Here is a 24,724-nt window from a genome sequence, read left to right on the forward strand (position 1 = left end):
CGGCGCTGCCAAGACCGACGTTGCTTACACCGGCATGAAAGCCGCGATCTCGGTCGTCGACGAAATCAAGGCAAAGCTGGTTGCTGCCAGCGAGCCGGGCGTTGACAAGTCCAAGGTCCAGAAGGAAATCACGCAGCTTCAGGAACAGCTTAAGAGCGTCGTCAAGTCCGCTTCGTTCTCCGGCGAAAACTGGCTCTACACCGCTTCCGGCGCAACTGCTCCGGGCACGAAGTCGATCGTCGGTTCGTTCAACCGTGACTCCAACGGCAATGTCAGCCTGACGACGCTCGACGTCGACACGACCAAGACCATGCTGATCGACGAAGCAGCAACAGCAAACGGCCTGCTCACAGACGCACTCAAGGACTCCACTGGCACGGCCATCGCCGGCGTCAGCGTTCTGACCCTCGACATCAGCACTGGNAGCAGCAACAGCAAACGGCCTGCTCACAGACGCACTCAAGGACTCCACTGGCACGGCCATCGCCGGCGTCAGCGTTCTGACCCTCGACATCAGCACTGGCGTAACGGCAACGACACTGGCCAATTACCTCAGCGGCGTTGACACCGTCCTGAAGAGCATGACTGACTCTGCTGCAGACCTCGGTGCGGTCAACAAGCGCGTCGACCTCCAGAAGGACTTCGTCGACAACCTGATGGACTCGATCGAATCGGGCGTCGGCAAGCTGGTTGACGCCGACATGAACGAAGAGTCGACCCGCCTGAAGNGAAGAGCATGACTGACTCTGCTGCAGACCTCGGTGCGGTCAACAAGCGCGTCGATCTCCAGAAGGACTTCGTCGACAACCTGATGGACTCGATCGAATCGGGCGTCGGCAAGCTGGTTGACGCCGACATGAACGAAGAGTCGACCCGCCTGAAGGCTCTGCAGACGCAGCAGCAGCTCGGCATCCAGGCCCTGACGATTGCCAACACCAACTCGCAGAACATCCTGTCGCTGTTCCGTTAATCAGCGCATAGGTATGACGGACGCATCTGCGCCCGTCATGATCATGACCTCCAGGAAGCCGCGCCGCCCGAAAGGACGGCGCGGTTTTTGCGTTACCGGGGCGTTGTCTTTTGCCGTTAACGCCTGCTTCATATTCCCTTATTTTTGTTCACCTTCGTTACTGACTTATGAATGGCGTTAACCGTTTGTTAACCAAACAATCGTTACACATTCGTTAAGAGCGAAGGGTCGCCCCCAGGGCAAAACAGGGGCGGTTCGCATGACGCTGGTCCCGTCGCTGCCGGTCAATCACTCCGGAATGTTCTCAGAAAATCTTTCGGGGCAAGTGACCAATGACCAGCATCATGACCAACACGGCCGCCATGGCCGCACTTCAGACGTTGCGTTCGATCAACACCAATATGGCCGAAGTGCAGGAGCGAATCTCGTCCGGCTACCGCGTGCAGACAGCAGCCGACAACGCCGCCTATTGGTCGATCGCGACCACCATGCGCTCGGACAACGCCGCACTCTCCACCGTTCAGGATGCGCTTGGTCTCGGTGCGGCGAAGGTCGACACTGCCTATGCGGCGATGAAGGCGTCGATCGACGTCGTCACCGAAATCAAGACCAAGCTCGTCGCCGCGCGCGAGCCCGGCGTCGACAAGCTCAAGATCAACAAGGAAATCACCGAGCTGAAGAACCAGCTCATGTCCGCCGCACAATCGGCGTCGTTCTCGAGCGAGAACTGGCTCTACAATACCAATACAGCCGCCGTCGGCACGAAGTCGGTCGTCGCTTCCTTCAACCGCGACGGAAACGGCAATGTTTCCATCACGACGCTCGATTTCGACACGGCGCAATCGATGCTGATCGACACGGGCAGCGCGGCGCGCGGCCTGCTGACCAGGGCCTATGATGCCGACCAGCTGCAGCAGACGCCGACCGGCACCGCCGCACCGTACTATCTGATCGTCGCCCCGCCGGCTGCGCCGCCGACCGGCACCGAAATCAAGCTGACTGCGACGACCGCGCCCACGGAAATGGACGCGATGATCCGCGTCGTCGACAAGATCCTCGGGCAGCTGACGGACGCCGGTTCGACACTCGGCGCGATCACCAAGCGTATCGACATGCAGGAAAGCTTTGTCGCCAACCTGATGGATACGATCGACAAGGGCGTCGGTCGTCTGGTCGATGCCGACATGAATGAGGAATCGACGCGCTTGAAGGCGCTGCAGACGCAGCAGCAGCTCGGCATTCAGGCGCTGTCGATCGCCAATACCAACTCCGAAAACATCCTGCGCCTCTTCCAGCAGTAAGGTTTTCCAGCCGGTGGCGCCTTGGTTCCGCCGGTTTGGGACCGCCCGTCCGTGCCCGCCGAGAAGGCGGATATCGAATCGAGTTGAGTTCTGCCACGTCGTCGGTCACGGCACCCGGTGGAAACGGTTGGACCGCGCTAATTGCCCTGGCGCGGTCCAACACATTCATTTTCGCACAAGTTTGACCGAATAGCGTTCCCTCGCAGTCCTGTCGGATGACTGCCGGCCAATATGAGATTTGCGCCGCCGCCTGCATCGGTCTGCCGCCGGAATGAAAATTCCCGTGCCCGGCCGCTGTAAGTCAAAGAATGCAGGGTTCGCCGCTATCGGTGACCGGACCCGAGGGAGACATTTCAGCAGTGTCAGGATCATGGGAATTCTGCGCCGTAGGGCGGCGCCTGTCGGGCAGACGGGGATCGCCTTCTATCGTGCTGCGCGCATCGAGGTTCCAGCCATGAGCGCGATGCTGTCCCGCTATCTCAAGGATTTCAGTGCGCCGAAAGTCGAATTGTCGATGATGCCGCAGAAATACTTCCCCGATCTGGATACAGACTACTCCGATGGCGACCGGCACACGTCGCGAGCGGCTGCGCCGCAGATCGATGTCGAAGCCGAACGGCGCGAGGCTTTCGAGCAGGGCCGCGCCGAAGCGTCGGCGGAGCTTGCCTTCGAACACGGCAATCAGATCGCCGATCTCCAGGCGGCCCACGCGGCCGAAATCGAGGCCCTGACCAGGCGCCTCGAGGACGAGGCCGCAAGTCGCATGGCCGGACGGTTTCAGGAGATGACCGAGCATCTGGCGGTTTCGCTGGGTGACCAGACCGCCCGGGTGCTTGCACCTGTCATGGAGGAGGCGCTCGCGCAGCGCGCCGTTGCCGATATGGCGCAGATGATCCGGCAGGGAATTATCGCTGGCGAAGGCTGTGCGATCACCATCAAGGGTCCGCTTCCCCTGTTCGAAGCATTGAAGAGCAGCCTCGGCGACGACATGCCGGTGTTCCGCCACGTTGAAACCAACGACATCGACCTCGCCATCGAAATGGATGAGACGATCCTCGTTACAAGAATGGCGGCTTGGGCCGACACTGTCCGGAAGGTCCTCGCATGAGCGACGAAAGCCATCACAACGGCAAGAACGAAATCATCATCGTCAAACGAGTGAGTGGCGGTCATGGCGAGCATCACGGCGGCGGCTGGAAGATTGCCTACGCCGACTTCATGACGGCGATGATGGCCTTCTTCCTCGTCATGTGGCTGATCAATGCCGCCAACGAGGAGACGAAGGCGGCCATCGCCTCCTATTTCAACCCGGTGCAGCTGACCGACCAGAAGCCCGCTGAGCGTGGCTTGAAGGATCCTGCCAAGGATGCGCAGGGCGAAGAGACACAGCAGCGATCGAAGGTCGACGGCGAGCAGGAAAAATCGGGCGGCTCGGCCAAGACCGGCGACCAGCTGACCGCAACCTCGGGCGAGGAAACGAAATACTCCGACGCCGATTTCTTCGAGAATCCCTATTCGGTGCTTTCGGAAATCGCGCAGGAAGTCGGCCAGCAGGCAAACATCAGCGTCAAGGGTGACGGCGGTGCGGCGCAGTCCGGGCCGTCGACCGGGGCGGAAGGCGGCGAGGCCTTTCGCGATCCATTCGACCCGGACTTCTGGACCAAACAGGTCGAAGTCAAGGATGCCGGCAACACCACCGAGACGGACGTCGCCTTGGCGTCCAAGGCGGCGATGGCGAGCGGCGCAGCGCCATTGCAGAAGACCGCCGAAGAACAAAAGGCCGAAGGGAAGCCGGCCGACGCCGGTAAGACTGATGCCGAAGAGGCAGAACTTGCCAAACCGGATGCCGCAGCGCAGGCCGAGGAATTGAAGGCCGAGATCAAGAGGGAGCTCGGAGGCGATGCCGGCAAACTGGCAGAGGGCCTCGTCGTGACGCCGGCTGAAGGCGGTCTGCTGTTGACGATCAGCGAACAGACGGATTCCCAGATGTTTGCCGTCGGCTCGGCCGTGCCGCAGAAGGAACTTGTCATGGCCATGGAGAAGATCGGCCGGCTGCTGTCTGAGCGCCAGGGCGTTGTCGCCATCCGTGGCCACACCGATGGTCGTCCGTTCAAGGACGGCACCTATGACAACTGGCGCCTGTCGGCTGCGCGCGCCCAGAGCGCCTACTACATGCTCGTTCGCGGTGGTCTCAAGGAAGATCGCGTCAGCCAGATCAGCGGCTTTGCCGACCGGCGGCTACAGATCCCTGGCGATCCCTATGCGCCCGGCAACCGCCGTATCGAAATCCTGCTGCAGTCGGCTAAGGGTTAGAACCGATGCTGCGACGCTTGCGATCCGCCTTGATGATGTCGGCACTGGCCATCCCGCTTTCGGCGGGAATGGCGGATGCCAACGACCTCGAGGAGCTTGCACCCTTCAAGATGATCCGGTCGCTGCAATACGTGCAGGACTCGGTGGTGCTCGGCGATCATTCTGCCATCGAGATGCAGCGCTTCATGCTGGGTGCGATCGACAAGCGGCTCAGGGCTGCGGATGCGTCCGTGTTCCGCGATCCGCGCAATGTCGATGCGGCACTTGTCTACGCCATGAGCGGCGGTAATCCGGAAACACTCAACTATCTCGCCGACCATGATGTCGATGGCAATTTCGATTCGCGCGTTACTGACGCGCTTAGGCAATATCTCGGCGGCAAGGGTGGCCTGATCGTCGAGAGCCTGTCGAAGGCGGCGCCCGAGTACCGCAATTCCCGTGTTGGTCCCTACCTGTTCCTGATCCTCGGCAATGCCACATCTCAGCAGGACCCGGTCGGGGCGATGAAGTTCTACGACTGGGCGCGATTGACTGCTCCGGGAACGATTATCGAGGAGGCGGCGCTTCGTCGCTCGGTCTTCCTTGCTGTGCAGGCGAACATGCCTGACAAGGGATTTCGTTATGCCCTGAACTACGCCCGCCGATACCTGACGTCGCCCTATGCCAGCCAATTCGCCGACGTCTTCGTCGAGCTGGCCGTCGGGCATTTCGACGAGGCGGCGCACGAACGGATTTCCGAAATCCTGACTTTCATGGATGCGCCGCGCCAGCGCGAGGTCTATCTTCGCGTCGCACGACGTGCGGCTATCAGCGGAAAGCAATCCTTGGCAAAGCTTGCCTCGGAACGGGCCGAGCAGCTCGCAGCCGACGGTGCGTCCGAGCCGCGTGTGCTCGCCAATTTTTACGCCGGGCTGGCGTCGGTACCGTCGTCTGACGTCTTTGCCGCAACACAGAGCATCGCCGCGATCCCGGACGCTGAGCTTTCTCCGCGTGACCGAGCCCTGCGTGACGCGGCAAAGGCAGTTGCAGAGGCCGTTGTCAGACCACCGGACGATGAAAGCCTCACGCAAGCGTTCTCCGCTAGACCGGTTAGACCAGCCACGCCAGTCGAGCAGATCGAAGGTGCGGAAACGGGAAGCGGCATGAGCCCGTTCGGTAGCCCGGCGGCTGATGCCAGCGCCCCAGAAGCTGGCGAGACGACACAGGCCAGCGCTGAGACTGCCGACGCCTCCGATCCTGCTCACGACGGTTTCGTGGCCAAGGGGCGGTCCAAGTTGGAGGAGATCGATGCGCTGCTAAGGGGGGAAGGCAAATGAGAGCTCTCGACGAAAGCCTGCGCGCACCACCTCAGTCCCAGACGGGCAAGCCGGGCGCACGTGCGGGCGGCAAGGAGCAAGCCCCCGGCGCCTTCGAGGACGCCGTCGCAACCGCTGGGCGCCAGAAGGCGAACGGTCAGGGCGGACAAGGTTCGTCCGCCGGCAACGGCGAGGCGGCCGAAGGCGAAAACTCTGGAGCTGCGACCTTGATTGGCAATGGCGGCATTAAAGGCGGCGACGCCAAGATCTCGATCTCCAAGCAGGCGCACAATCGTGCACCTGGGGATCCGGAAGATCCGTTGCTCGACAATCACAATGCTCAGAACGAGCGGTTCTCGCTCGCGGAGCGTGGACGAGACGCCAAGCGTGTTGCTGCCAAGGCGGCGCGGGCGCGCGAACAGGCGAATGAGACGGTTGCCGCCGACGCCGACGAATTGGCCGCCGGCATAGCGGGTTTGTCGCGCGGCTTGGGTAGGGGCCAGGCAAACGGCGCGCAGGGTGCAGACGGCGAGCCAACTGATGCGGCCGCGGCTTCAGATGCCAAGACTTCCCCAAGCGCCAGCGTAGACGACCTGCTGACGCTGCTCGGCGGCAACGCCATGCCGTCGACGCGTGCTGATGCCCAAGGTGGCTCGGCCGGCGCCGCTGGCGTCCATGCCCTCGGTGAACGCGGCGCCAAGGGCGCTGGGCATGGCGAGATGATCGATGCCCATGGTGCGAGTGCCGAAGGTGCCGATGGCGAACAGGGCACCGACCGGTTGTTCCGCTTCGCCCGCGCCGATGGCAAGGGGCAGGCGATTTCGATGAGCATATCGAAGGACGGCGAACGGGCGACGGTTGACGCCGCGCGGTCAAATGCCAAGGCTGAGAACGTCACCGTGCTCGAAGCTCGCCGTTATCTCGGCATTTCGATGAACAGCAATTCCACCAATGTCGCCAACGCGATCGCCGGCGACGCGGGCTTTGCCCAGTCGTTGCAGCCGAGTGCTGCCCTCGGCCAGCCGGGTGCCTGGACGCAGGCCGGCAAGACCTTGAACACGCTCAAGATCCAGATGCATCCGATCGAGCTTGGCCTCGTCACCGCAACGTTGCGGTTGAAGGACGACGAGCTGCAGGTCGAGCTGAAGGTGGAGAACGGCGAAGCCTTCCGCCAGCTGCGCGACGACCAGAGCGAAATGGTCAAGGCGCTGCGAGCCCAGGGCTTCGCGGTCGATCAGATCAACGTCGTGTTCAATTCGGGCAGCGATACATCGACGGGCGGCGGCAGCTCGCAGCCGCAGGCCCAGGCGGGCCAGCAGGGCCGCGATCGCGCCGAGGACGGTAGCGGGCAGGGGCGGCAGCGACAGGATGGCGACAGCCAGGGTTCAGTGGCGGAAAGGCGGGTTGGCAATGGCGGTACGGATGATGCGGTTGCCGGCACTGAGCGTTCTCGCACTGGTCACGTCTACATGTAGCGCATTCGCCGGTGCCGACACTGGAATCTGCGAACGTGAAATCATCTCGGCAGCATCCAAATACGGCATTCCGGCCGGCATACTCTACTCCGTCGGATTGACGGAAACCGGCCGCAAGGGGTCGCTGCAACCCTACGCAATGAATATCGAAGGTAAGGCCTATTTCGGCACCAGCACGCAGGATGTTCTCGTTCGATTTGCCAACGCTCAGGCGCAGGGTGCCAAGCTCATCGATCTCGGTTGCATGCAGATAAATTACCACTTCCATGGCGATCAGTTCGCATCGCCGACGGAGATGCTTGACCCTCGCAAGAATGTCGAATATGCCGCGCGCTTCCTGTCCAACCTTCGAGCGAAGCATGAGAGCTGGACAATGGCCGTCGCACGGTATCATGCCGGCCCGAACAACGACCCGGCGCAGAAGAAATATGTCTGCCGGGTGATCGCGAATCTGGTCGCGACGGGCTACGGCAAGTGGACGCCGAATGCCACGCAGTTCTGTCAATAAGCAACCAATGATTGTTTGATTACGGGTCATTCTGCATTGTGGCGACAATGCGTGGAGAATGTGACGGCAAGTGGTTTTGTCGCAAGCCGTTAACTTTTCCACATTATTTTAGTGTGACCGTTAACGCTTAGCCACTAGATGTAGATCAAATCGGCGCGATATGGTTAATCAATTATTAATTCCACCCATTAACTTCCTCTAGTTGTTCATGAATCCCTCGATTCGTACCTCTCAATCAGTGCGGTGCCATACTGATTCGGAGGCGGACGAATGATCGTAGTGGTTGACGATAGAGAACTCGTGAAAGACGGCTACACGTCGCTTTTCGGGCGTGAAGGAATTCCCTCGACGGGCTTTGATCCCAAGGAGTTCGGCGAGTGGGTGAATGCGGCGGCAGATTCGGATATCGACGCGGTCGAAGCGTTTCTGATCGGCCAGGGTGACAGCACCTTTGCCTTGCCGCGCGCGATCCGCGACCGGTCGATGGCGCCCGTCATTGCGGTCAGCGATACGCCTTCGCTCGAAAACACCCTGGCGTTGTTCGACTGCGGAGTCGACGACGTCGTTCGCAAGCCGGTTCACCCCCGCGAGATCCTGGCACGCGTTGCGGCGATCCGTCGCCGCCTGAAAGCCATCAACAACTACACCGACATCGGCCCGATCCGCGTCTTTGCAGATGGCCGCGATCCGGAGATCAACGGCGACGTGTTCGCATTGCCACGCCGCGAGCGCCGCATTCTCGAATATCTGGTCTCCAACCGCGGGCGCCGAGTCTCCAAGTCTCAGATTTTCAACGCGATTTACGGCATCTTCGATGAAGACGTCGAGGAGAACGTCGTCGAAAGCCACATCAGCAAGCTGCGCAAGAAACTGCGCAAGAAGTTGGGCTTCGACCCGATCGATTCCAAGCGGTTCCTTGGCTACTGCATCGACTGGAACTAAGGCGCGGCTAGGCGGGTCAGGGCGTACCTAAGACAGGTTCACGCAAGGCCCGCTTCCTAGTGTCGCTGCAACGTGGAAATGAGGATCCGATATGAGTCTCTATGGCAGCATGAGAACGGGCGTCTCCGGTATGAACGCTCAGTCGAACCGTCTCGGCACTGTCGCCGAAAACATCGCGAATGCGAACACGACGGGCTACAAGCGCGCCTCGACAGAGTTCTCATCGATGATCCTGCCTTCGGGCGGCGGCAACTACAATTCCGGCGGCGTCGAGACCCAGGTGCGCTACAGCATTTCGCAGCAGGGCGGCACAAGCTACACGACGTCCTCGAGCGACCTCGCGATCAACGGCGGCGGCTTCTTCATCGTGCAGGGCAACGGCGGCGAGAATTTCCTGACCCGTGCCGGCTCCTTCGTTCCCGATAAGGACGGCAACCTCGTCAACACCGCCGGCTTCAAGCTGATGGGCTACGAATACAAGGCTGGCGCCGACCCGACGGTCGTGGTCAACGGCTTCGACGGCCTGACGGAAGTCAAGCTCAAGGACGAAGGCCTGGTGGCGTCGGGCTCGACCAAGGGCACGATGGAAGCGAACCTGCCGTCAGGTGCTGCCGTCGGCGACGAAAAGCCGACGTCGCTTGTCGTCTACGACAGCCAGGGTAACACCCGCATCCTCGACTTCGTCTACAAGAAAACCGGCGTGAACCAGTGGTCGCTTGAGATACGGGACCGTTCGACATACACGGCAGGCCCGCCGGCAACGGGCGTGATCGGCTCGCAGAGCATGACGTTTGACGCGGCCGGCAAGCGCATTTCGGCCACGCCCGCCACGCTGACGACGACGCCTATCAACAACCTGCCGGGCACAGGCGCCAATCTCGGCGCCCTGACGATCGACACGACAAAGACGTCGCAGCTCGGTGGCGATTTCACCAGCACCGGCGGCGGCATCGACGGCAGCAAGCCGAGCAAGATGTCGGGCTTCGAGATCGACAAGGAAGGCGTGGTCTACGTCAAGTACGGCGACGGTAACCTCATTCCGAAGTTCCGCATCGCGCTTGCCACCGTCCAGAGCCCGGACAGGCTCTTGCCGCAGTCTGGCAACGTCTACTCGCAGGGCACCGATTCCGGCGTCATCGTCACCGGTTTTGCCGGCTCCGGTGCGTTCGGCAACATCCAGTCCAAGGCGCTCGAGAACTCCAACGTCGATATCGCCAACGAGCTGACCTCGATGATCGAGGCGCAACGCAACTACACGGCAAACTCCAAGGTGTTCCAGACCGCATCGGACCTGCTTGAAGTTCTGGTCAACCTGAAACGGTAATTGAAAGAGATACGGTCCGCGTTATGTCGCTGTCCTCCGCAATATCCATCGCACAACAGGCTTTCAGCAACACGGCGCAGCAAACCGCGATCGTGTCGAAGAACATCGCGAACGCGGGCAACGCGGACTACTCGCGTCGGCTTGCTTTGCTCGGAAGCACGGCGAATGGCGCGCAGGTCGTATCCATCTACCGTGCCCAGAACGAGGCGCTGCTCAAACAGAGCATCGCCGGCATGGGCGAGGCCTCGGGCCAGGCAAGGCTGCGGGAAGGGCTGGAACTGATGAAGTCGGCGCTCGGTGGCAACAGCTACGAGACGGCGCCTTCCAAGCTGCTGGCCGATTTCCGCAACAGCATTCAGACCTTTGCCGCGACCCCTGGCAACAAGACGATCGCCGCAACGGCGGTTTCTGATGCCGGGGACCTGGCGGATTCGCTCAACAAGGCCTCCAAGTCCGTCCAGGACATGCGCGAGAATGCCGACAAGGAAATCGCGCTGGAGGTCGACAAGCTGAATGGCCTGTTGGCGGAATTCGAAAAGGCCAACAACGCCGTCAAGGCGGCAACGGCGCAAGGGTCGGACCCGAACGACGCGCTCGATCAGCGCGACAAGATTTTGAAGCAGGTCTCCGAGATCGTCGGCATTTCGACGACGACGCGCGCCAACAACGACACTGTGATCTTCACCACCGACGGGACCGTGCTGTTCGAGACGATTCCGCGCTCGGTCACCTTCGCCTCGCAAAACGTTTACGACGCGACGACAGTCGGCAACAAGATCTATGTCGACGGCGTGCCGATTGCCGCGGGAACCGGCGCCGATACGACGGCGAAGGGCAAGCTAGCAGCACTCGTACAGCTGCGCGACGACGTCGGGCCGAAATTCCAGTCGCAGCTCGACGAAATCGCCCGCGGCCTGGTGACGATGTTCCAGGAAGGCGGCCAGCCCGGCCTGTTTACCTGGGGAACGGCGGGTATTCCGCCAGTCGGCATCGTGCCTGGCATGGCATCGAAGATCACGGTCAACGCGCTTGCCAAGGCAGACCCGCTGATGCTGCGCGACGGTGGTTTCGACGGTACGTCGAACAACCCCACCGGCAATGCAGGCTATACCGCCCTGCTGGACGGCTTCATCAACGCAATGGGTGAGAACATGGCGTTCGACCCAGCGTCCGGCCTCGACAGCAACAGCAACATTCTGAATTTCGCCACCAGCTCCGTCGGCTGGTTGGAGCAGTTCCGCAAGACGGCATCGACAGCCGACGACAACAAGTCGGCTCTGCTGTCGCGCACGGCGGAAGCGCTGAGCAAGCAGACTGGCGTCAGCATCGACGAAGAACTGTCGCTGCTGCTCGATCTCGAACAATCCTACAAAGCATCGGCCAAGCTGGTCAGCACCGTGGACGCCATGATGGCGGCCCTTATGGAAGCTGTGAGGTAATCATGAAGACATCCTTCGTTTCGAACCTGGCGATTCAGACCGCCATGCGCCTGACGATCCAGCAGACTCAGGCCGAGTTGCTGCGACGCACCCAGGAAAGCACGAGCGGCATTCACTACGACATCGGCCTAACGCTTGGGGCGTCGACGTCGCGATCGCTCAATCTGCAGCGCGAGCTGGACAGGATGGGCTCCCTGAAGGGCACCAACGCCGTGGTCACGCAGAGGCTTTCCGCCTCCCAGGGCGCGCTTGAGACGATGCAGAAGGCCGCCGAGAAGGTGCGCGACACGCTTGTGACCTACAAGGGCAACGACAGCGTCGACGCGATGAAGATCCTGAAGTCCGAAGTGAATGGCGCGCTTCAGATCTTCACATCGGCGGCGAACACCTCTTTCAACGGTGAGTTCCTGTTTTCGGGCATCAACTCAGACGTCAAGCCGCTCGCGGACTACAACTCCGTGCCTCCGTCTGCGGCCAAGGCCGCATTCGATACGGCGCTCAGCAGCTACATGTCGACAAACAGCCTGACCGACATGAGCCAGTTCACGCCGGCACAGATGCAGGACTTCATCACGACCAAGCTCGAACCGATGTTCATGGGCACGGATTGGGATGCCAACTGGTCTGATGCCTCGAGCCAGAACATGACGAGCCGGATCAGCGCCAGCGAGGTCATCGAGAGCTCGACCAACGCCAATACCAAGAGCTTCCGGATGTTCGCGCTTGCCAGCGTGATCTCGTCGGAACTGATGGACAAGAACGTCGATTCGCAGGTCCGCAACACGCTCAACAACGCCGCATTCGGCTACATGGAGCAGGCTATTGCCGGCCTGAACGGGGAACGCAGCTCGCTCGGTATCTCGGAGTCGCGCGTCAAGAAGGCGACGACTTCGATCGAGGCGCAGGAGAAGCTCATCAAGACCCACATCATCGACGTCAACGGCGTCGATCAGGAAGAAAACGCAACGCGCGTGAATATGTTGAAGACCCAGCTCGATACATCCTACGCGCTGACGTCGAGACTGCAGCAGATGAGCTTGCTCAACTACCTCTGAGAAGAGGCGACCGGACAAACATGAAGGATGTCTGAATGTACCAATTTTCCTATGCCGAGATCATGGAGGATGGCGTTGCCGACTCCAAGAATCGAGAGCGGCAGGTACTCGATCGCTCGATTGCGCTCCTTGAAGCCGCAAGACAGCAGAACGGGTATTCGAGAGAAGCCATCGAGGCGATCTATTTCACCCGGCGCGTCTGGATCCGCTTCATCGAGGATCTTCGCGCTCCGGAAAACCAGCTCAACGAAGAGCTGCGCGCCAATCTGATTTCGATCGCCATCTGGATACTCAACGAGACGGAAAAGATCCGCAAACGCGAATCCTCCAACTTCCAGGGCATAATTGACATTACCACCATCATCAGGGATGGACTGAAATGAAGAGCACACTGCGTATCTCGCTGAAGTCGGGCGAAAGAATTTTTGTAAACGGCGCGGTGCTTCGCGTTGACCGCAAGGTCGCCGTCGAATTCCTGAATGACGTGACCTTCCTTCTGGAAAACCACGTGCTTCAGCCGGAAGACGCGACGACGCCGTTGAAGCAGCTCTACTTCATCGCCCAGATGATCCTGATCAACCCGGAAGGCGCCGAGCAATCGACCGCAATGTTCCGCAAGTCGGTCGTCATGCTGCTTAACTGCTTCAAGAACGAAGAGATCCTGGCCGAACTGAAGCGGGTCGACGGCCTGGTCACCAACGGCCGCGCCTTCGAAGCGCTGAAGGCGATCCGTGGGCTCTACGCCATCGAAGACCGCATCCTCAACACGCAGGAAATCACGCCGGCCACGGTCGAGCAGATTCGCAAGGAGATCGCACCATGGCGGTAAGCGGCGTCAGCAACAATGACTACACCCCGATCGTCTCGGGTGCCGACTCTGGCAACGACGCCAGCAAGGCGTCGCTGAACTACGAGAGCTTCCTCAAGCTGCTCGTGGCCCAGATGAAGAATCAGGACCCGACGCAGCCGATGGACGCCACGCAGCAGATCGCGCAGCTCGCGACCTTCTCGCAGGTCGAACAGACGATCAAGACCAACAAGAATCTCGAAAGCCTGCTGCAGCGCACGTCGCTCAGCGAGGCGGACGCGGTGATCGGCAAGACTGTCACCAATGCCGACGGCACAGTCACTGGCGTTGTCAAGGAAGTCAAACTATACTCTGACGGAATCATTGCAGTGCTGGATAACGGCAAGGAGCTCGTTATCGGCCCAGGCGTCAAGGTAAAGTGATACCCCTATGAATGAGGCGGATGCCCTCGATATCGTGCAGGCTGCGATCTGGACCGTGATCGTTGCCTCGGGGCCCGCCGTTCTCGCCGCGATGATCGTCGGCGTCGTCATCGCCTTCATTCAGGCGCTGACCCAGGTTCAGGAAATGACCCTGACCTTCGTACCGAAGATCCTTGCCGTGATGATCACGGTCGCTGTTTCCGCGCCTTTCATCGGCGCCCAGATCTCGATCTTCACCGACATCGTCTTCTCCCGAATCCAGTCCGGATTCTGAGCGCGCCTTACGGCATAATTTCATTCTTAAATCGGATCCGATTTAAGAATGAAATTATGCAGCAAGTTTAAAGCGATACAGCGTCCTTTGCGCGTCATATTTGACGCGCGGCGCTGTCGCGCTACCACCTTCGCGCAAGCTTGGGCCTCTATCTCCGGTCTTAAGATTGGGGCAGCGCGTGTGAATGCTGCCCGACCTCTCATGAAGAGACGGAAGAGACATGGCACAGCAAGCGGCGTTGATCATCCCGAAAGTAGCACCAAAGGGCCGGGACATCGGCTTTGCGCTCGGGATCGTCATGATCCTGGCAATTCTCTTCCTGCCGATCCCGCCGTTCCTGATCGACATGGGGCTGGCTTTCTCGATCGCCTTCTCGGTCCTGATCCTGATGGTGGCGCTGTGGATCCAGCGGCCGCTCGAATTCTCGTCCTTTCCGACGATCCTTTTGATTTCGACCATGGTTCGCCTGGCGTTGAATATCGCAACGACGCGCGTCATCCTTTCCCACGGTCACGAAGGCCACGGCGCCGCCGGCGGCGTCATTTCCGGTTTCGCCAGCCTCGTCATGTCCGGCGATTTCGTCATCGGTCTGATCGTCTTCCTGATCCTGATCACGGTGAACTTCATCGTCATCACCAAGGGTGCGACGCGTATCGCCGAAGTCGGCGCGCGCTTCACCCTCGATGCCATTCCCGGCAAGCAGATGGCGATCGACGCCGACCTTTCGGCCGGTCTGATCGACGAAAAGGAAGCGCAGCATCGTCGTCGCGAACTGGAGCAGGAAAGCTCGTTCTTCGGCGCAATGGACGGCGCGTCGAAGTTCGTGCGCGGCGATGCGATCGCCGGCCTGATCATCACCGCGATCAATATTTTTGGCGGCATCATCATCGGCTATCTGCGCCATGACATGCCGATCGGCGAAGCGGCCGACGTCTTCGTCAAGCTTTCCGTCGGTGACGGTCTGGTCTCACAGATCCCCGCGCTGATCGTCTCGCTCGCCGCCGGCCTCCTCGTGTCGCGTGGCGGAACCGCCGGCTCGACCGACCAGGCCGTTGTCGGGCAGCTCGGTGGTTATCCCCGCGCTTTGATGGTTGCCTCCGGTCTGATCATCCTGCTTGCGCTGGTTCCGGGACTGCCGTTTCTGCCGTTTGCGTTCCTTGGCGGCGGCATGGCGTTCCTGAGCTGGGTCATTCCGCGGCAGATCGAGGCGGAAAATGCGGCGCGCCGGATGGAGGAAGCCGCGACGGCCCAGCAGGCTAAGGACGGTGAGGCGGACTCGGTCAAATCGGTGCTGAAGACGGCGGAGATCGAATTGCTGCTCGGCAAGCAGGTGTCGACCCGACTGCTCGGCGCGCACCAGGAACTGGCCTTCCGCGTCGGCAAGATGCGCCGCAAGTTCGCCGGTCAATACGGTCTCGTCATTCCGGAGATCAAGGTTTCCGACGACATCAGCATCCCGGACAAGGCCTATCACGTGCGCATCCACGGCACGACGATCGCCTCCAACACGGTGCGTGTCGGTGAAGTTCTGGTGGTCACAGGCGGCGGCCGCCGTCCGAGCGTGCCGGGAGACGAGATCCGTGAGCCCGCCTTCGGCATGCCGGCGGTCTCGATCCTCGAGACATTCACCGAAGACCTGAAGCGCGAAGGCTTCCACCCGATCGACAACGTCTCGGTGGTGCTGACGCATCTGTCCGAAGTGATCCGCAACAACCTGCCGCATCTCTTGTCCTACAAGGATGTGAAGGTACTGATCGATCGGCTGGACCCGGAATACCGCAAGCTGGCCGACGAAATCTGCACTTCGCACATGTCCTATTCCGGCCTGCAGGCAGTCTTGAAGCTGCTCTTGGCGGAGCGGGTATCGATCCGCAACCTGCACCTGATCCTCGAAGCGGTGGCCGAACTCGCGCCGCATGTCCGCAAGACGGAGCAGATCGTCGAGCACGTGCGTGTGCGCATGTCGCAGCAGCTGTGCGGCGACCTTGCCGACAACGGCGTCCTGCGCGTCCTGCGCCTCGGCAACAAATGGGATATGGTGTTCCACCAGGCGCTGAAGCGCGACGCAAAGGGTGAAGTCGTCGAGTTCGACATCGATCCGCGCCATCTCGAAGAGTTCAGCGAGCAGGCGACGAAAGTTATCCGTGAACATCTCGATCGCGGCATGCCCTTCGTACTGGTAAGTTCGCCCGAATCCCGTTCTTATGTCCGCATGATCATCGAGCGTCTTTTTGCCACTTTGCCCGTGCTCTCGCATGTCGAGCTTGCCAAGGGCCTCGAGATCAAGATCATCGGCTCTATTTCATGATAACCGACCCCGAGGGCACGGTGCTCGCACTGTTTGCGGCATTCTGCCGGATCGGGGCGTGTATCATGATCATGCCGGGGTTCTCGACCGCGCGCATTCCCATGCAGATCCGGCTGTTCATCGCGGTCGCCATCTCCATGGCGATCCTACCCGTCATGTGGACCGATATCTATCCGCAGGTGACCGGCAAGGGACACACCTATATCTACCTGATCGCTGCCGAAACCGCCGTCGGCGCGGTCATCGGCCTGGTTGCCCGCTACTATGTGCTCGGCCTTCAGTTCGCTGGCACGACGATAACGATGCTGATGGGCTTCAGCCCGCCGCCGTCGTCGGACGTGATCGAAGACACGGCGGAAAACCAGCTCACCAGCATGATCAGTTTTGCCGGCTTGATGATCCTGTTCATGCTCGATTTCCACCACGTGATGTTCGAGGCGATCGCCCAGTCCTATCGGGTCATGCCGGTCGGCAGCGTCTTCGATCCGCAGGGCGTGCTCATCACCCTGACGGATTCGCTCGAGCAGACCTTCATGATCATGCTGAGGCTCGCGAGCCCCTTCCTGATCTATGGCCTTTTGTTCAACGTCGCCATCGGCATGGTCAACAAGCTGGCGCCGCAGATCCCGATCTACTTCATCTCGCAGCCCTATCTGATCATGGGCGGCATGTTCCTGCTCTATCTCGGTATCGCCGCCATGCTGCGCCTGTTCGGCGACGGCTTTGCGCCGGTCATGCAAGGGGTATAGCCACATGAAGACGCGGTCGCAGAAGCTCAAGCGCCTGGTCGCAGTCCAACGGCATCTCGAGCAGATGGCCGAGGCTGACTTTGTCGAGATGGTGCGGCAGCGCGAGGCCCTGGCCGAGACGATTGATGTCGTCGTCGATGCCATGGGCTCGGCCCATCCGATGCATCGCATGTTTTCCGGCCACTATTCCTCGCAGGTCGGGCGCCTCGTGCAGAAGGACCAGATGCTGTTCGGCATCCAGCAGACGCACGAAGCGCGCATGCTGAAGGAGCGGGCCAAGGCCGACCGGCTCGAGGAAAACATGAAGGATGCCCGGCAATCGGAAGACCGGGAAGAGGCCGACAATTCGATCTATGACCTGATCGATCAACACGTTGCCCGCCAAGCGCCAGCTTCCGGTAAGGTTGACGGGCGATAGTGCGACATCCGGAACGCTCCACCCCCGTGTGGTGGGACGTTCGGTCGAGATGTTGAACGCGCGATTGCGTCGGCCCGGTCGGGGTCGCTGCGATGCCGTTGTCGAGAGGATTTGTCATGGCTATCTCTCCGCCCAGCGATCTGGTGATGGACGTCGTGCGCGCGGCCGATCCGGCCGAGGTGCAGGAAGCGCAGGCCCGGCTGAAGGCCAATCGCGCCGCCTTCCAGGCGACGAGCCTCGCCGAAAACGGCAACGGTTTCGCCGCCGCCGTCAACGTCCTCAACTCTTCGGAGGGATCGAGCGGCCTCGGCGATATCAACAACCGGGTCGAGCAGAAGAAGGTTCCCGAGACCTATCGCAAGTTCGAAGCGATGATCCTGCAGAATTTCGTGAAATCCATGCTTCCGAACGACAGCGAGAATGTTTTCGGAAAGGGCACGTCCGGCGACATCTGGAAAAGCATGATGGCCGAGCAGATCGGCGATGTCATTTCCAAGAGCGGCGGCATCGGCATTGCCGACCAGTTGGCTGCCGGCGATGCGCGCGAACGTGTCAATGCCTCGCTCGATGGCAACAGCCGAAACCTGGCCGCAAGCCTCGTGCAGGAATACGAGCGCAAGACGCTCACTGGCTACACGACTGAAGACGATAAAAACAAACAAGCTTAATTGGGAGTTCATTTATGGAAGCTGTGGCATCCAACGACGTCCGGATCCAGAACGTGCTCGGCCGGCTGGAAATGATCATCGACAATGAGAACAGCCGTATCGGCGTCGATCCGGAGTTCGATATCAAGACGTCGAACGCGCACAAGAGCCGTTGCCTCTACGAACTGACGATGCTGCACCGCGATACGCTGCCGGGCGAGTTTTCGCCGGCCTTCGCGTCGCAGACCCGTCACCTGCGCGACAAGCTCGAGATCAACTCGCAAAAGGTCGAAGCCCACCTCGACGCAGTGCGATCCGTCGTCGATCTGCTGAAGACCGCCGCCCAGGATGCAGATGCCGACGGCATCTATTCCGAAGCGCAGTTCCGCTATAGCGATTTCTGAATGCTCAAGCTCGTTCTCACCGGGGTTTGGGTCTGCGCCGTCACGCTCGGATCCGTCTATTATTCGATGCAGAGCGCCTCGGCGCCCGTCGTCTCGGATGCGGAAGCAACGCGGCGTGCATCGGAGCAATATGTTCCGGGAGAAATGATCACGGTTCCCGTCATCAAGGACGGCGCCGTACAGGGCTATTTCCTGACCAAGCTTTCCTTCTCGGCGACGAAGGAAGGCATCAACAATCTGCGCGCGCCGCTTCGCCAGATGGTCACCGACGAACTCTACGACATGCTGGTCGGTTCGAGGTTCATCGATGTCGGCGACACAGGCACGTTCGACCTGCCGACCTTCAAGTCGACGGTCAAGGATGGGCTCAACAAGAAGCTTGGCGGCGAGGTGATCACCGAGGTCCTCGTCGAACAGCTCGAATATCTGACCAAGGACGACGTCAAGCGCGTGGCCAACGGCCAGAACGTCCCGCGTCAGAAGCCGGTCGCCATCGTCGACAAGAACGGCAACGTCGCCAACGACAAGTTGCCGGAAGGCAGCATCAACGCCAGCACCCACTGATCGCCACTCAGCGGCGCTCAGTTCTTTTCGGGGTTGCGGTATTGTTCGTTGACCAGGCCGAACTCCGCCATCAGCCGCCCGACAGCCACATAGAAGTGGTAGAGACCGGCGGCGGCAAGACCGGTTTTTCTCCATAGTTTGATGCCGCGCGGGATAGCGGCGCCAAGCAGCGCAAGCGATTTGCCGAAGGTCTTCACCCGTCCGCCAAAGCTCGGATCCCGGCGGTGCTCGAGCATCGTCGAAATTGCCCCGTTTCTGAGGCTTCGCGCACGGATCCATGATGCGTTGGTGCGCCGTGCCGGCACCGTTTCCGCCACCCAGGCCTCCTTGGTCCAGGCGAACGAAAACCCCTTCTCCTTGCTGCGGCTGTAGAAGTCGGCGTCGCCGCCACCGATGAAGTTGAAAGCCGGGTCCAGAAACGGGCGCGGCATGGCGTCGAGAACCCGGCGCGTCACCAGCACGTTACCCGAAGAAAACAGGATAGGCACAGGTCCTGTCGTCTCATAATGGGGCGTAAACACCGGGTGCCGCTTCCACTTCTGCCCGCTCATATCCTCGAAAACCGGCAGCTGTGGACCGCCGACCATGTCCGCCTGGGTCGCTTGCTGTGCCGTGACGAGGCAATCGAGCCATTCGGGTGAGGCGATCTCGTCGTCGTCGATGATGGCAATGGCGCGCAGGTTGGGATAGGTTTCGAGCGCCATCGCCCAGCCGGCGTTGTAGGCGTAGCAGTTTCCACGCTGGTGGGCGATGATGACGATGGAGTCGGACGGGTGCCCGAGGAAGAAGTCCTTCGCCGCCGCAGCACCTGCCAGACCTTCATCGTCGTTCTCGATGACGACCGTGGCAAAGGCAACGTCAGGCCGTTGGGAAACAATGGTTTTCAGCGTCTTGATGACATGTTCCGGGCGCCGAAAGGTCGGTAGCACCACGACGAGTTCGATGTCACCGGCGTCTTCCAACTCGGTCCGGAAATAGACGGAAATATCCTGGCCGATAGACGTCATCGTGAAACCTGTGCAAGCGGATTGCTGGCAAGCACTAAAGCAAATCTTCCTAAACAGATGCTGAACCGGCAAAACGACTTTTGAATGAATGCTTTAAGCGGTCCTTCACCCCGCGCTGCTAAAGAAAGGCGCAATGCTCCATCCATGACGTGTGGCAAAATGCATCTGGTCCTGGTTTCCTCACTCGTTCCCGTAGACAATCCCGCCTCCGGTTTCGATATCGCCAATCGTGCGGTGCTTGACGGTCTGCTCGCGCTTGGCCATCGGGTCAGTGTCATCGGATTTCTGCAGCCCGGGCGGCGCCCGGCGCCCGACTGCGAGATGCACCTGCTTGGCGAACTGGAAGTGACCAATGCCAAGGCTGGCCGCCTGCAAAAGCTGAGCTGGCTTGCGACCGCTTTTCTCAATCGCACCTCGGTGTCGTCAGCCAAGATGCTTGGCGTATCGGCGGGCCGGATCCAGTCGATCCTCGACGGGCTTGCACCCTTCGACGGTCAGGTCCTCAATTCCGTGCAACTGCCCGCGGCGTTCGCTCAAGTTTTCAGGTCCTATCCGTCGATCTATGTCGCTCACAATGTCGAGGCCGATTCCGCCCTGGAAAATGCCGAGCGTGCCAAGGGCCTTTTGGAGCGCTTCCTCTTTCGGCGCGAGGCGTTGTATCTCGAACGCTACGAACAGCAACTGGCGCAGAATGCCGTCGGATTGTGGACCTTCGCCGAGGCGGATCGTCTCGGTTTCGGTCGTGCTGTTTACGACCGGGCATTCGTGCTGCCGCTGGTTACCGGCTGGGACGCGCCGATTGTGCCTGATGTGCAGCGCCAGCACGACCTCGGCTTGATCGGCACCTGGAGCTGGCGGCCGAACCGGCTCGGCCTGGACTGGTTCCTGGATCAGGTCGTGCCCCATCTTCCCCAGGACATGTCGATCGCGATCGCCGGGCAACTGGATGGAGCGCCTGTCGTTTCGCATCCGGGCATTCGTTTCGTTGGTCGCGTGCCGGACGCCCGCGCCTTCGTTGCGGCCAGTGCCGTCGTGCCGCTGATCAGCCGTGGCGGCACGGGGGTACAGCTGAAAAGTATCGAGACGTTCGAGCTCGGCATGCCGTCGGTTGCCACGCAGGCTTCGTTGCGTGGCATCGAGACGATCCCGGAAAATTGCACGCCGACCGACGATCCCCGGGAGTTTGCCCGCCTGCTGGTGGAAAAGGTCGCCCACGCGCGCGCCGGCCTTTCGCAGCGCCTGGACGGCGCAGCGTTCCACCGGACTCAAAAGGCCAGGATGATGCAGGTCATGCTGGATGTGTTGCCCGGCCTTGCCGCAAATGACGCAAGCGCCCAGGTTCGACCACGATTGAAGGTCCACGACGGAGGCCGGTCGTGACCATATCTGTCGCCGCCTCGAACGTTGCGGTATCGCAGCGCATGATCCTGGGCATGCCGGTCGCCGATCTCGGCTGGGCGAGCGCTTTCGCCTTTGCCAACGACGCGGTTTCTCGCAGCAGTGGACAGGTGAGTCTTGCCTTTCTCAATGCGAACAACGCCAACCTGATGTTGAAGGACACCGAATATCGGGATGTGCTGCGCCGCCAGATCGTATTTCCCGATGGCCACGGCGTCGATATCGCTTCCTATTTGTTCCATGGAGGCATGTTCCCGGCCAATCTCAACGGCACCGATTTCGTTCCGGCCTTGCTGACCTACCTCGATCGGCCGATGCGGATCGCGATGATCGGCGCGCGGCCGGACGTATTGGCGCGCGCGGCCGAGAACTTTCGCAAACACGCGCCTTGGCACGAATTCCTGCCTGTTTCGGACGGTTTCTTCGATCGCAGCCGGTCGCGCGAACTGCTCGCCGACGTGCGGGCTCTGAGAGCCGATATTCTTCTCGTGGCAATGGGCAGCCCGATGCAGGAGAAATGGGTCGATACCTATGTCGGCCCGCAGGATGCACGGCTGGTGATCACCGTCGGCGCATTGTTCGATTTCGTCGCTCAGGAGTTCCCGCGTGCGCCGAAGCTTCTGCGCAAGCTGCGGCTCGAATGGTTCTACCGGCTGGCTCTTGAGCCGAAGCGCATGTGGCGCCGCTATGTCCTCGGCAACCCGCTGTTCCTGCTGCGTGTATTCCTGCACAAGCTGACGGGCCGCGCTCGAAAAAGCGTCGGCAACTCCAGCCTCGGAGCGCGAAAATGCTGACCGAGCCCTCCAGGCGAACCGCTGTTGTCACTGCGTCCTACGCCAATGATTTCGAGCGCTGCCGCCTGATGTGCGAAAGCATGGATCGGCGGCTGCAGGGCGATTGGGTGCACTATCTGCTCGTCGCCGATTTCGACGTCACGCTTTTCCACCAACTCGAAGGATCGCGGCGGCAGGTCATCGACGAGCGCGATCTTCTGCCCTGGTGGCTGCGTCCCGTCACCGACCCGCTCTCGGGCGGGCGCCGCAAGATCTGGCTGAGCCCCTTTGGCCTACCACTGCGCGGCTGGCACGTTCAGCAGCTTCGACGTCTGGCGCTTGCCCGCCATATCGATGAGGCGGCGATGTTCGCGGTCGATTCCGATGTCGTCTTCCTTCGCGACTTCGACCCCGCCACACTCTGGCGGGACGGCCGACTGACGCTTTACCGCAAGGATGCGGCGATTGACGCAAATATGCGCTCCAATCATCTGGCATGGCTTGCGCATTCCGATCGGCTTCTCGGTATCGGCCCCTATGCGCTGCCGGCCAACGATTACATCAATACGTTGATCGCCTGGCGCAACGACACATGCCGCAAGCTCGTCGACCATGTCGAAGCGCTGCATGGCCGCAACTGGGTTCGAGCGGTGACAAAAACACGCGCCTTTTCCGAATGCACGATCTATGGCCGCTTCGTCGACGAGGTTATGGGCGGGCAGGGGCACAAGCCCTCATCCGATGCACTTTGCCACGTGCTCTGGTTCGACGACAGTTATCGGCAGGGCATTGCCGGCCTCAGGGATTTCCTAAGGGATATGGCCCCGCACCAGATCGGCATCGGCGTCCAGTCGTTCGTCGGCCACGATCTCGACGATATCCGCAAGGCTGTGGTCGAACTCGCGTCAGATGACCCGGTTGGCCGGCTTGCTCAGCGCGGTATAGGTCAGGCCGAAGGATAGCAAATACAAAACCAGGAAGATCAGGTTGAGCGATGGCGCCCACTCGGCAACATCCGTGGTCGTCGTCAGCAGCATCGCAAGCAACCCCACTTTCACCACGCCCGCGACCAGCAGGTTGGCCATGCGCCGCACGGTGCGGCCGGTCGCATAGAGCAGTTCCGAATGATACTCGATCAGATTGCGGAACGATGGTACCAGCAGGATCATCGCCACGATCGGTGCTGCAGCCGAAACGTTATGGCCCAGACCGTTCGGGAAAACGTAAAGATAAACGGCCATTGCAGCGATGGCGACAAACGAGGCGGCAGCCACGGCAAACTCGATCGATAGGCGAACGGGCCAGCGGGCGATCGCATCGGGTGTGCGCATGATCCGCTGGACGAGCAGCGTGTTGAACGAGCGCACCGGCAGGGCGGTCAGATCGGCAAGCCGCATCAGGATCGCATAGATGCCGGATACGGCCGGGCCGCCGATCGCCAGCACGGCGATCTTGTCAAACTCCGACTGAATGTAGAAGAGGATTTCGGCGCCTGCGACCGAGACCGAATCGCCCCAGCGGCGGAAGTAGAGCCGGGGCTGCCAGCGAAGACGCACCCTTGGGTAAAACAGTACGAGAGCGATGACGAGGCTGATGGCGTTGGCGGCGAGATAGAACTGCGACCAGGCGCCAAGCGTGTTGACCTGAAGCAGCGCAAACAGCAGCGCCGCCGCCGTGCGGATTGCCGTGGCGATGACCACGAGCAGAGCGCCGCGGCCGAAGCGGCCGAGGCCGTTGAGAACGATGACCGCCGTTTCGAGCCCGCGCCAACAGATGATCTCGGCCGCCATGAAGGCCGCAAAGGTGCCGGCCGACATGTCGCGTGAAAAAAGCGCGATGAAGGTGCCGACGCAGATCAGTGCGATCACCGGCAGGGAAAGCAGCGCGCCGACGAGAAACCCGGCGCTATAGGTACCCACCAGCAGCGGTTTCACCGTCGCCACGCGGTAGAGCGGCGACATGAAGCCGAAGGCAAGTGCGCGCGAGATCATGATGCCGGCGGCGGACGCCGTGGCAAAGAGACCGAAATCGGCGATGGAAAGCGTGTTGGCAACAGCGATAAAATACGCAAGCGACAACACGAGCCGCCCCGCCGAACCCCCCGTCATCGAGAGATAGGCGTGAACAAGCGCCCTGTGGCGAAGATAAAGCGCTTTGATGCGGTGGTGCACGATCGAACTTCCAGGAGTCTCTCCCGTCATAGGCGGGAAAGCTTAATAAGGCGTGAGATCGCCCGTTTCTGGGGTTGGTTCTTTCTCCAAAATTAACCATTTGTTTTCCCTGTTTCCTTAGGTTGAATTCACTATTCGGAATTCGCCATCTCGGCAGCC

The 24,724-nt window shown here is 60.7% G+C and carries 26 protein-coding genes and 2 pseudogenes; 26 read left to right on the forward strand and 2 right to left on the reverse strand.

The genetic code is table 11. From position 1 onward, the window contains the following. From ASD52_RS40010 to ASD52_RS14740, 23 genes and pseudogenes are all read left to right on the forward strand, one after another. Window positions 1–423 (forward strand): annotated as a pseudogene (locus tag ASD52_RS40010) (flagellin); the annotation flags it as partial. A gap of 158 nt (window positions 424–581) precedes the next feature. Beyond that, window positions 582–728 (forward strand): flagellin (locus ASD52_RS40015; RefSeq protein ID WP_277996385.1); only part of this gene is annotated, 147 nt, incomplete at its 3' end. A 1-nt stretch (window position 729) separates the two neighbouring features. Continuing rightward, window positions 730–970, forward strand: a pseudogene (locus tag ASD52_RS14640) (flagellin); the annotation flags it as partial. Between the two features lie 332 nt (window positions 971–1,302). Beyond that, a complete protein-coding gene (locus tag ASD52_RS14645) occupies window positions 1,303–2,271 on the forward strand; it encodes a flagellin (RefSeq protein ID WP_025425932.1) in 969 nt (322 codons plus the stop codon). A gap of 454 nt (window positions 2,272–2,725) precedes the next feature. Further along, window positions 2,726–3,379, forward strand: coding sequence for a hypothetical protein (locus ASD52_RS14650; RefSeq protein WP_025425933.1), 654 nt, complete (start codon window positions 2,726–2,728; stop codon window positions 3,377–3,379). Further along, window positions 3,376–4,584, forward strand: coding sequence for a MotB family protein (locus tag ASD52_RS14655; RefSeq protein WP_057224752.1), 1,209 nt, complete (start codon window positions 3,376–3,378; stop codon window positions 4,582–4,584). The genes ASD52_RS14650 and ASD52_RS14655 overlap by 4 nt, the downstream gene beginning before the upstream one ends. Before the next feature lie 5 nt (window positions 4,585–4,589). Beyond that, window positions 4,590–5,900, forward strand: a complete 1,311-nt coding sequence (gene motC, locus ASD52_RS14660; RefSeq protein ID WP_025425935.1) for a chemotaxis protein MotC — start codon at window positions 4,590–4,592, stop codon at window positions 5,898–5,900. Next, window positions 5,897–7,354 (forward strand): flagellar hook-length control protein FliK, encoded by a 1,458-nt coding sequence (locus ASD52_RS14665; protein ID WP_025425936.1) that lies wholly within the window; start codon window positions 5,897–5,899, stop codon window positions 7,352–7,354. The genes motC and ASD52_RS14665 overlap by 4 nt, the downstream gene beginning before the upstream one ends. Continuing rightward, window positions 7,305–7,862, forward strand: coding sequence for a transglycosylase SLT domain-containing protein (locus tag ASD52_RS14670; RefSeq protein WP_025425937.1), 558 nt, complete (start codon window positions 7,305–7,307; stop codon window positions 7,860–7,862). The genes ASD52_RS14665 and ASD52_RS14670 overlap by 50 nt, the downstream gene beginning before the upstream one ends. A 270-nt stretch (window positions 7,863–8,132) precedes the next feature. Further along, the gene (locus ASD52_RS14675) at window positions 8,133–8,804 is read left to right on the forward strand and encodes a response regulator transcription factor (RefSeq protein ID WP_025425938.1); all 672 of its coding nucleotides are present in this window, start codon (window positions 8,133–8,135) and stop codon (window positions 8,802–8,804) included. 91 nt (window positions 8,805–8,895) lie between these two features. Next, window positions 8,896–10,128 (forward strand): flagellar hook protein FlgE, encoded by a 1,233-nt coding sequence (locus ASD52_RS14680; protein WP_025425939.1) that lies wholly within the window; start codon window positions 8,896–8,898, stop codon window positions 10,126–10,128. Window positions 10,129–10,151: 23 nt separating this feature from the next. Continuing rightward, window positions 10,152–11,567 (forward strand): flagellar hook-associated protein FlgK, encoded by a 1,416-nt coding sequence (gene flgK, locus ASD52_RS14685; protein WP_057224754.1) that lies wholly within the window; start codon window positions 10,152–10,154, stop codon window positions 11,565–11,567. A 2-nt stretch (window positions 11,568–11,569) separates the two neighbouring features. Beyond that, entirely contained in the window at window positions 11,570–12,622 is a 1,053-nt protein-coding gene (locus tag ASD52_RS14690; protein WP_057224756.1) for a flagellar hook-associated family protein, read from the forward strand. A gap of 35 nt (window positions 12,623–12,657) precedes the next feature. Further along, the gene (flaF, locus tag ASD52_RS14695) at window positions 12,658–13,005 is read left to right on the forward strand and encodes a flagellar biosynthesis regulator FlaF (protein WP_025425942.1); all 348 of its coding nucleotides are present in this window, start codon (window positions 12,658–12,660) and stop codon (window positions 13,003–13,005) included. Continuing rightward, window positions 13,002–13,451 (forward strand): flagellar biosynthesis repressor FlbT, encoded by a 450-nt coding sequence (gene flbT, locus ASD52_RS14700; protein WP_025425943.1) that lies wholly within the window; start codon window positions 13,002–13,004, stop codon window positions 13,449–13,451. Before flaF ends, flbT begins: the two co-directional genes overlap by 4 nt. Continuing rightward, window positions 13,442–13,852 (forward strand): flagellar hook assembly protein FlgD, encoded by a 411-nt coding sequence (gene flgD / locus ASD52_RS14705; RefSeq protein ID WP_025425944.1) that lies wholly within the window; start codon window positions 13,442–13,444, stop codon window positions 13,850–13,852. Before flbT ends, flgD begins: the two co-directional genes overlap by 10 nt. A gap of 7 nt (window positions 13,853–13,859) precedes the next feature. Further along, window positions 13,860–14,126 carry a flagellar biosynthesis protein FliQ gene (gene fliQ, locus ASD52_RS14710; protein WP_025425945.1) on the forward strand — a complete coding sequence of 89 codons (267 nt, stop codon included), beginning with the start codon at window positions 13,860–13,862 and terminating at the stop codon, window positions 14,124–14,126. A 220-nt stretch (window positions 14,127–14,346) separates the two neighbouring features. After that, window positions 14,347–16,434 carry a flagellar biosynthesis protein FlhA gene (gene flhA / locus ASD52_RS14715; RefSeq protein ID WP_025425946.1) on the forward strand — a complete coding sequence of 696 codons (2,088 nt, stop codon included), beginning with the start codon at window positions 14,347–14,349 and terminating at the stop codon, window positions 16,432–16,434. After that, window positions 16,431–17,183: a flagellar biosynthetic protein FliR gene (gene fliR / locus ASD52_RS14720; RefSeq protein WP_057211542.1), complete on the forward strand. Its 753-nt coding sequence runs from the start codon at window positions 16,431–16,433 to the stop codon at window positions 17,181–17,183. The genes flhA and fliR overlap by 4 nt, the downstream gene beginning before the upstream one ends. A gap of 4 nt (window positions 17,184–17,187) precedes the next feature. Continuing rightward, window positions 17,188–17,601, forward strand: a complete 414-nt coding sequence (locus ASD52_RS14725; RefSeq protein ID WP_025425948.1) for a hypothetical protein — start codon at window positions 17,188–17,190, stop codon at window positions 17,599–17,601. A gap of 116 nt (window positions 17,602–17,717) precedes the next feature. Next, window positions 17,718–18,269 carry a rod-binding protein gene (locus tag ASD52_RS14730; protein ID WP_025425949.1) on the forward strand — a complete coding sequence of 184 codons (552 nt, stop codon included), beginning with the start codon at window positions 17,718–17,720 and terminating at the stop codon, window positions 18,267–18,269. Between the two features lie 14 nt (window positions 18,270–18,283). Then, complete coding sequence (locus ASD52_RS14735) at window positions 18,284–18,652, forward strand: hypothetical protein (RefSeq protein WP_025425950.1); 369 nt, start codon at window positions 18,284–18,286, stop codon at window positions 18,650–18,652. After that, on the forward strand, window positions 18,653–19,216 hold the full coding sequence (locus ASD52_RS14740; protein ID WP_025425951.1) for a hypothetical protein: 564 nt from the start codon (window positions 18,653–18,655) through the stop codon (window positions 19,214–19,216). A 17-nt stretch (window positions 19,217–19,233) separates the two neighbouring features. Here ASD52_RS14740 and ASD52_RS14745 read toward each other — a convergent pair whose 3' ends face one another. Then, window positions 19,234–20,223 carry a glycosyltransferase gene (locus tag ASD52_RS14745; RefSeq protein ID WP_025425952.1) on the reverse strand — a complete coding sequence of 330 codons (990 nt, stop codon included), beginning with the start codon at window positions 20,221–20,223 and terminating at the stop codon, window positions 19,234–19,236. A gap of 159 nt (window positions 20,224–20,382) precedes the next feature. On the opposite strand from ASD52_RS14745, the gene ASD52_RS14750 reads away from it, so the two are divergent. The 3 genes from ASD52_RS14750 to ASD52_RS14760 are packed head-to-tail and all read left to right on the forward strand — an operon-like array spanning window position 20,383 to window position 23,356. Continuing rightward, window positions 20,383–21,603, forward strand: a complete 1,221-nt coding sequence (locus ASD52_RS14750; RefSeq protein ID WP_063991842.1) for a glycosyltransferase family 4 protein — start codon at window positions 20,383–20,385, stop codon at window positions 21,601–21,603. After that, window positions 21,600–22,415 (forward strand): WecB/TagA/CpsF family glycosyltransferase, encoded by an 816-nt coding sequence (locus tag ASD52_RS14755; protein ID WP_239637564.1) that lies wholly within the window; start codon window positions 21,600–21,602, stop codon window positions 22,413–22,415. Before ASD52_RS14750 ends, ASD52_RS14755 begins: the two co-directional genes overlap by 4 nt. After that, complete coding sequence (locus tag ASD52_RS14760; protein WP_057224759.1) at window positions 22,409–23,356, forward strand: DUF6492 family protein; 948 nt, start codon at window positions 22,409–22,411, stop codon at window positions 23,354–23,356. The genes ASD52_RS14755 and ASD52_RS14760 overlap by 7 nt, the downstream gene beginning before the upstream one ends. Here ASD52_RS14760 and ASD52_RS14765 read toward each other — a convergent pair. Then, window positions 23,300–24,565: a transporter gene (locus ASD52_RS14765; protein ID WP_038575893.1), complete on the reverse strand. Its 1,266-nt coding sequence runs from the start codon at window positions 24,563–24,565 to the stop codon at window positions 23,300–23,302. The two genes, ASD52_RS14760 and ASD52_RS14765, sit on opposite strands and share 57 nt — an antisense overlap. Window positions 24,566–24,724 lie beyond the last annotated feature (159 nt).

The organism is Ensifer sp. Root142, assembly GCF_001426785.1.
In the GTDB taxonomy this organism is placed as follows: Bacteria; Pseudomonadota; Alphaproteobacteria; order Rhizobiales; family Rhizobiaceae; genus Ensifer; species Ensifer canadensis.

What these genes read in the sequence shown, in the direction of transcription:
- ASD52_RS14645 (WP_025425932.1), top strand. Translation starts at nt 1,303, where the DNA reads ATGACCAGCATCATGACCAACACGGCCGCCATGGCCGCACTTCAGACG.
- ASD52_RS14650 (WP_025425933.1), top strand. Translation starts at nt 2,726, where the DNA reads ATGAGCGCGATGCTGTCCCGCTATCTCAAGGATTTCAGTGCGCCGAAA.
- ASD52_RS14655 (WP_057224752.1), top strand. Translation starts at nt 3,376, where the DNA reads ATGAGCGACGAAAGCCATCACAACGGCAAGAACGAAATCATCATCGTC.
- motC (WP_025425935.1), top strand. Translation starts at nt 4,590, where the DNA reads ATGCTGCGACGCTTGCGATCCGCCTTGATGATGTCGGCACTGGCCATC.
- ASD52_RS14665 (WP_025425936.1), top strand. Translation starts at nt 5,897, where the DNA reads ATGAGAGCTCTCGACGAAAGCCTGCGCGCACCACCTCAGTCCCAGACG.
- ASD52_RS14670 (WP_025425937.1), top strand. Translation starts at nt 7,305, where the DNA reads ATGCGGTTGCCGGCACTGAGCGTTCTCGCACTGGTCACGTCTACATGT.
- ASD52_RS14675 (WP_025425938.1), top strand. Translation starts at nt 8,133, where the DNA reads ATGATCGTAGTGGTTGACGATAGAGAACTCGTGAAAGACGGCTACACG.
- ASD52_RS14680 (WP_025425939.1), top strand. Translation starts at nt 8,896, where the DNA reads ATGAGTCTCTATGGCAGCATGAGAACGGGCGTCTCCGGTATGAACGCT.
- flgK (WP_057224754.1), top strand. Translation starts at nt 10,152, where the DNA reads ATGTCGCTGTCCTCCGCAATATCCATCGCACAACAGGCTTTCAGCAAC.
- ASD52_RS14690 (WP_057224756.1), top strand. Translation starts at nt 11,570, where the DNA reads ATGAAGACATCCTTCGTTTCGAACCTGGCGATTCAGACCGCCATGCGC.
- flaF (WP_025425942.1), top strand. Translation starts at nt 12,658, where the DNA reads ATGTACCAATTTTCCTATGCCGAGATCATGGAGGATGGCGTTGCCGAC.
- flbT (WP_025425943.1), top strand. Translation starts at nt 13,002, where the DNA reads ATGAAGAGCACACTGCGTATCTCGCTGAAGTCGGGCGAAAGAATTTTT.
- flgD (WP_025425944.1), top strand. Translation starts at nt 13,442, where the DNA reads ATGGCGGTAAGCGGCGTCAGCAACAATGACTACACCCCGATCGTCTCG.
- fliQ (WP_025425945.1), top strand. Translation starts at nt 13,860, where the DNA reads ATGAATGAGGCGGATGCCCTCGATATCGTGCAGGCTGCGATCTGGACC.
- flhA (WP_025425946.1), top strand. Translation starts at nt 14,347, where the DNA reads ATGGCACAGCAAGCGGCGTTGATCATCCCGAAAGTAGCACCAAAGGGC.
- fliR (WP_057211542.1), top strand. Translation starts at nt 16,431, where the DNA reads ATGATAACCGACCCCGAGGGCACGGTGCTCGCACTGTTTGCGGCATTC.
- ASD52_RS14725 (WP_025425948.1), top strand. Translation starts at nt 17,188, where the DNA reads ATGAAGACGCGGTCGCAGAAGCTCAAGCGCCTGGTCGCAGTCCAACGG.
- ASD52_RS14730 (WP_025425949.1), top strand. Translation starts at nt 17,718, where the DNA reads ATGGCTATCTCTCCGCCCAGCGATCTGGTGATGGACGTCGTGCGCGCG.
- ASD52_RS14735 (WP_025425950.1), top strand. Translation starts at nt 18,284, where the DNA reads ATGGAAGCTGTGGCATCCAACGACGTCCGGATCCAGAACGTGCTCGGC.
- ASD52_RS14740 (WP_025425951.1), top strand. Translation starts at nt 18,653, where the DNA reads ATGCTCAAGCTCGTTCTCACCGGGGTTTGGGTCTGCGCCGTCACGCTC.
- ASD52_RS14745 (WP_025425952.1), bottom strand. Translation starts at nt 20,223, where the DNA reads ATGACGTCTATCGGCCAGGATATTTCCGTCTATTTCCGGACCGAGTTG.
- ASD52_RS14750 (WP_063991842.1), top strand. Translation starts at nt 20,383, where the DNA reads ATGCATCTGGTCCTGGTTTCCTCACTCGTTCCCGTAGACAATCCCGCC.
- ASD52_RS14760 (WP_057224759.1), top strand. Translation starts at nt 22,409, where the DNA reads ATGCTGACCGAGCCCTCCAGGCGAACCGCTGTTGTCACTGCGTCCTAC.